Origin of the sequence: Flavobacterium profundi, from assembly GCF_006491645.1 — a bacterium.
Lineage (GTDB): Bacteria > Bacteroidota > Bacteroidia > Flavobacteriales > Flavobacteriaceae > Flavobacterium > Flavobacterium profundi.
In genome coordinates, this window is record NZ_VDCZ01000025.1 from 1 (window position 1) to 5,297 (window position 5,297).

Here is a 5,297-nt window from a genome sequence, read left to right on the forward strand (position 1 = left end):
CGAAAGAATTAAATCAAATCTAAACAAAATGAGCCCGATAAAATATCGAGCTCATTATTATCAAAATTAAGTTTAAATTTGTCTAACTTTTTGGGTGCAGTCTAATTTGAGCCTTTTTTATTTCTTCTTTTCCTCTTTTCTCTCTAGTTCTGCTTGAAATTCTTCCATAACAGGTTTAACTGTACTTTCGGGTAAATCGGCAATTTTAATGTACATTAAGCCATCTACTGCATTGTTAAATAAAGGATCCACATTAAAAGCAACTACTCTCGCATTTTGCTTGATGTATTTTTTGATTAATACGGGTAAGCGTAAGTTACCTGGTTCTACTTCATCGATAATTTTGTCAAACTTATTTAAATCGGCTTCTGTTTCGTTAAAAACAAAATCTTTATCCGCATCTTTTAATTTTACTTTATAGTCCTTTTTAGGGTGAATATATTGTGCTATATAAGGATCGTAATAGTGCGATTTCATAAACTCAATCATCAATGATTTTGAAAACTCAGAGAACTGATTACTAATACTTACACCTCCAATTAAGAATTTATGCTCTGGATGACGTAGTGTAGTGTGCACAATTCCTTTCCATAACAAAAATAAAGGCATTGGTTTTTGTTGGTATTCACTAATAATAAAAGCACGACCCATTTCTATAGACTTACTCATCATATCATATAGTTCAGGCTCAAAACGGAATAAGTCATGCAAATAAAAACCATCAATACCATATTTACTATAGATTTGAGAGCCCAATCCCATTCGATAAGCTCCTGCTATTACTTGCGCTTCATCGTCCCATAAAAACATATGGTGGTAATATTGGTCATATTTATCCAAATCGATAGATTCATTAGTTCCTTCACCTACTTCTCTAAAAGTAATTTCTCTTAAACGACCAATTTCATGCAATATATTAGGAATTTTATCGGCAGTAATTAGAAAAACCTCGTAATTCTTGCTTTGTAACAAACGGCAATCTTGCTCTCGTAAAGCGGCAATCTCTTCTAAAATTTGCTCGTGATTGGCAGGTTTAACAATTTGTTTCGGACTGCTTTTAGGAAGTTTAAGTAAATCGGTACTAATAAGTTTGCTTTCTTTTTCAAAAGCATTGGAAAGCATGTATGTTTTTTTACGTAAAAACTCGCCATATTCTTCAATAGAAGTAAACTCATTTTGTTCCGCAACTGATATAGGTTTTCCTATACGAACTTTAATTATCCTTTTCTTTTGAGTCAATAATTCACTGGGTAATTTAGCAGTTCTAAGTGTGTCGTTTAGTTTGGATAAAAAATAAAAAAGTGTACTGTTTTTCGCATGAAAATATATAGGAACTACAGGTACATTTGCTTTTTTTATGATTTTGATAGCTCCTTCTTCCCAAGGTTTATCTACCACAATTTTCCCATCTTTATAAGTAGAAACTTCCCCAGCAGGAAACATGCCTAAAGGTTTTCCATCCGATAAATGACGTAACGTTTCTTTGATTCCAATTATACTTGATTTGGCATCCTTATGATTTTCAAAAGGATTTACAGGCATAATATAAGGTTTCATTGGCTCAATTCTGTGCAATAGAAAGTTTGCTATGATTTTAAAATTAGGCTCTTTTTCAAGCATTAATTTTAAAAGCAATATACCGTCTATTCCACCTAATGGATGATTTGAAATGGTTATATAAGCACCATCTTTGGGAAGACGTTTAAAATCTTCTTCTGGAATTTCAAATTTGATTTGGAATTCGTCTAAAATAGCATTTAGAAACTCTACTTCACTAAGATGTTTGTTTCTATCATACACTTTATTTAGAGTAGATATCTTAAGAACTTTCATCAGTAACCATCCTGAAAAAGTTCCTAAAAAACCATATTTATCAGCATGTATAGCTTTGGCTACTTCTTTGGCTGTGACTAATCCCATTTAAATTTTTTTTGAGCGAAAAACAAAGATAATAAATCTACTTTAATATCGGTGGCAAATATAATAGCATTCGTTCAAACTATTCAAAAAAATACACATTTATTAATGTTAATGTATCTTAATTTTTTTGTAAAATTAGCACTCTTTTTAGTACTTTTGATGCATATCCAAAAAGAAATCATGAAGATAATCTCCTACAATGTAAACGGAATACGTGCAGCCATAACAAAAGGCTTTATAGAATGGTTGCAACAGGCGAATCCTGATGTTATTTGTTTACAAGAAATCAAAGCAACAGAAGATCAAATTCCTACACTCGAAATTGAAGCAGCAGGTTATCCGTATCAATACTATTATTCGGCTCAAAAAAAAGGCTATAGTGGAGTGGCTATTTTATCTAAAATTGAACCTAAAAAAGTAGTTTTTGGAACAGGAATTGAACATATGGATTTTGAAGGTAGAAATCTAAGAGTCGATTTTGAAAATTTATCTGTAATGAGTTTGTATTTGCCTTCTGGAACCAATATTGATCGTTTGGATCATAAATTTAAATATATGGATGATTTCCAAAATTACATTACCGAATTAAGGAAAGAAGTTCCCAATTTAGTGGTTTGTGGCGATTATAACATTTGTCATCAAGCTATCGATATTCATGATCCGATTCGAAATGCTAAAGTTTCTGGATTTTTACCTGAAGAAAGAGCTTGGATAGACGCTTTTATGAAAAATGGTTTTATAGATACTTTTAGACATTTTAACAAAGATCCGCATCATTATAGCTGGTGGAGTTACAGAGCCAATGCAAGAAACAATAACAAAGGATGGAGAATCGATTATTGTTTGGCAGCAGCTCCTTTGGAAGATAGAATACAAAGAGCGCTAATTTTACCAGAAGCCAAACATTCCGATCATTGCCCCGTTTTAGTTGAAATTAAAGCCTAATTTTTATTTGGAGCTTATTCCTGCTGTACACTGTATCTTTTTAATTTTGTCATATCGAGCGGAGTCGAGATAACAAAATTAAAAAGGATGCCGTTCCCATCAGGGCTAAATAGAATTGAACAATAAAAAACCTAATAATAAAGTAATCATGATTAAAAAAATTGCCCTTGCACTAGTAGTTGTTTCATTAACAATGTCTTGTGTTTCTAAAAAAATCTATCAAGATTTAGAAAGTAAGTATGCCGATCTTAAAAAGGAAAGAAATGCGCTAGCAGATGAAAAAGCAACTTTGGCTACCGAAAAAAATAAGTTAGAACTAGATAAAAACGCGTTACAAGCAGAATTAGATAAAGTAAAAGCCGAAAGAGATAAACTAGCTACTGATTATGCAGCAACCAAGAAAAATTTAGACAACTTAAAAGCGTCTTATGATGCTTTAGAGAAAAACAGTAGTGATGCTTTAGAAAACAACATGAAGAAAAACCGTGAATTGTTGGCAGAATTAGAAGCAAAACAAAAAATATTAAATGCAGAACAAGACCGTTTGAACAAATTAAAAGCCGATTTAGAAGCTTCTTCCACTCGTTTAGCAGAATTGGAAAAAATGATGGCTGATAAAGAGGCTGCTATGAAAAAGTTAAAAGAAACCTTATCGAAAGCGTTAAATGCATTTGAAGGCAAAGGTTTAACGGTAGAACACAGAAATGGGAAAGTATACGTTTCCATGGAAAATAAATTATTATTTGAATCGGGTAGTTGGACTGTTGGAACAGAAGGGAAAAAAGCAGTGAAAGCCTTAGGAGAAGTATTGGGACAAAACCCAGAAATTTCAGTTCTAATTGAAGGGCATACCGATAATGATAAAATTACAGGAAGTATTGGTGGAGGAATTGATAGTAACTGGGATTTATCTACAAAAAGAGCAACAGCTATTGTAAATATATTAGCAGAAAACAAAGCCATTGATAAAAAGAACTTAACCGCTGCAGGTCGAGGTGAGTATGCGCCTTTAGCAAGTAATGAAACAGCAGAAGGTAAAGCAAAAAACAGAAGAATTGAAATTATCTTAACGCCAAAATTAGATGAAATTTCAAAATTAATGAACGAATTATAAGATGTATTTGTAATACAATTTTTTAAAAACCTGCGATGTAGTTTTACAAGCAGGTTTTTTCTTTTATAGAATCTCCGTAACTTTACCATTCCTAAAAATTGGGAAACTCAATCTATTCAACTTGGAAATGAAATACACAACTTTACCTAAAACCAATGTAAAAATTAGTACTGTATGTTTAGGTACTATGACTTTTGGAAATCAAAATACAGAGCAAGAAGCGCATTCACAATTGGATTATGCCATTGAAAGAGGAATTAATTTTATCGATACTGCTGAGATGTATCCTATAGGAGGAAACGAACACATCTTTGGAAGTACAGAAAGGCATATCGGATCCTGGTTGCATAAAATTGGAACAACAGAAAGAGAAAAATTAGTTGTCGCTACTAAAATTGCAGGACCTAATAGAGGAATGGAATACATTAGAAAGCCTCTTGATTTTTCAAAGAAAAGCATCACTGAAGCTGTAGAATTAAGTTTGAAAAATTTACAAACGGATTATATCGATTTATACCAAATGCATTGGCCAGAGAGGGTGATGAATATGTTTCAGAAAAGAGGGTTACAAGAAATAGACGCTTCTTGGCAGTATTCTTTTCTAGAAATTCTTCATGTTTTTGATGGTTTAATTAAAGAAGGAAAAATAAAACACATTGGAGTTTCTAATGAAAATCCTTATGGTGTGATGCGTTACTTAATGGAAAGCGAAAAGCACAATTTGCCAAGAATTGTGAGTATTCAAAATCCCTATTCGTTATTAAATAGGTTGTATGAAGTAGGTTTGAGTGAAATTACAATGCGGGAAGATGTAGGCTTGTTGGCTTATTCTCCTTTAGGATTTGGATTTTTAACGGGTAAATATTTAGACGGAATACAGCCTGAATATCGTATGGCCATGTTTCCTAATTTTAAAAGGTATACCAATGAAAATTGCTACAAAGCCACACAATTGTATAAAGAATTAGCAGAAGCCAATACGATGACTTTAACGCAAATGGCTATAGCTTTTGTAAACCAACAAAATTTTGTAACATCAACGATTATTGGTGCAACAACTTTAGAACAATTAAAAGAAGATATTGATGCATTTGATACGGTTTTATCTCCAGAAATACTAACCAAAATTGAAGCGATTCAAGAATCAATTCCTAATCCAGCACCGTAATTGATAAATATATTTCAATCAAAAAAAGGCTGCTTCATTTTAGACTGCACCCAAAAAGTTAGACAAATTTAAACTTAATTTTGATAATAATGAGCTCGATATTTTATCGGGCTCATTTTGTTTAGATTTGATTTAATTCTTTCGTTGTTA

General features: G+C 32.2%; 4 protein-coding genes. 3 read left to right on the forward strand and 1 reads right to left on the reverse strand.

The genetic code is table 11. The features are described 5' to 3' along the window. Nucleotides 1-117 precede the first annotated feature (117 nt). On the reverse strand, nucleotides 118-1,920 hold the full coding sequence (locus tag FHG05_RS18170; RefSeq protein WP_140999549.1) for a GNAT family N-acyltransferase: 1,803 nt from the start codon (nucleotides 1,918-1,920) through the stop codon (nucleotides 118-120). 180 nt (nucleotides 1,921-2,100) lie between these two features. On the opposite strand from FHG05_RS18170, the gene FHG05_RS18175 reads away from it, so the two are divergent. From FHG05_RS18175 to FHG05_RS18185, 3 genes are all read left to right on the forward strand, one after another. Next, complete coding sequence (locus FHG05_RS18175; RefSeq protein WP_140999550.1) at nucleotides 2,101-2,865, forward strand: exodeoxyribonuclease III; 765 nt, start codon at nucleotides 2,101-2,103, stop codon at nucleotides 2,863-2,865. 148 nt (nucleotides 2,866-3,013) lie between these two features. Next, nucleotides 3,014-3,979 carry an OmpA family protein gene (locus FHG05_RS18180; protein WP_140999551.1) on the forward strand — a complete coding sequence of 322 codons (966 nt, stop codon included), beginning with the start codon at nucleotides 3,014-3,016 and terminating at the stop codon, nucleotides 3,977-3,979. A 127-nt stretch (nucleotides 3,980-4,106) separates the two neighbouring features. Beyond that, nucleotides 4,107-5,147 (forward strand): aldo/keto reductase, encoded by a 1,041-nt coding sequence (locus FHG05_RS18185; RefSeq protein WP_140999552.1) that lies wholly within the window; start codon nucleotides 4,107-4,109, stop codon nucleotides 5,145-5,147. The last annotated feature ends 150 nt before the right edge of the window (nucleotides 5,148-5,297 follow it).

Bases quoted from the DNA above. Each gene is read 5' to 3' on its own strand.
- FHG05_RS18180 (WP_140999551.1), top strand. From the start codon at position 3,014: ATGATTAAAAAAATTGCCCTTGCACTAGTAGTTGTTTCATTAACAATG.
- FHG05_RS18185 (WP_140999552.1), top strand. From the start codon at position 4,107: ATGAAATACACAACTTTACCTAAAACCAATGTAAAAATTAGTACTGTA.
- FHG05_RS18170 (WP_140999549.1), bottom strand. From the start codon at position 1,920: ATGGGATTAGTCACAGCCAAAGAAGTAGCCAAAGCTATACATGCTGAT.
- FHG05_RS18175 (WP_140999550.1), top strand. From the start codon at position 2,101: ATGAAGATAATCTCCTACAATGTAAACGGAATACGTGCAGCCATAACA.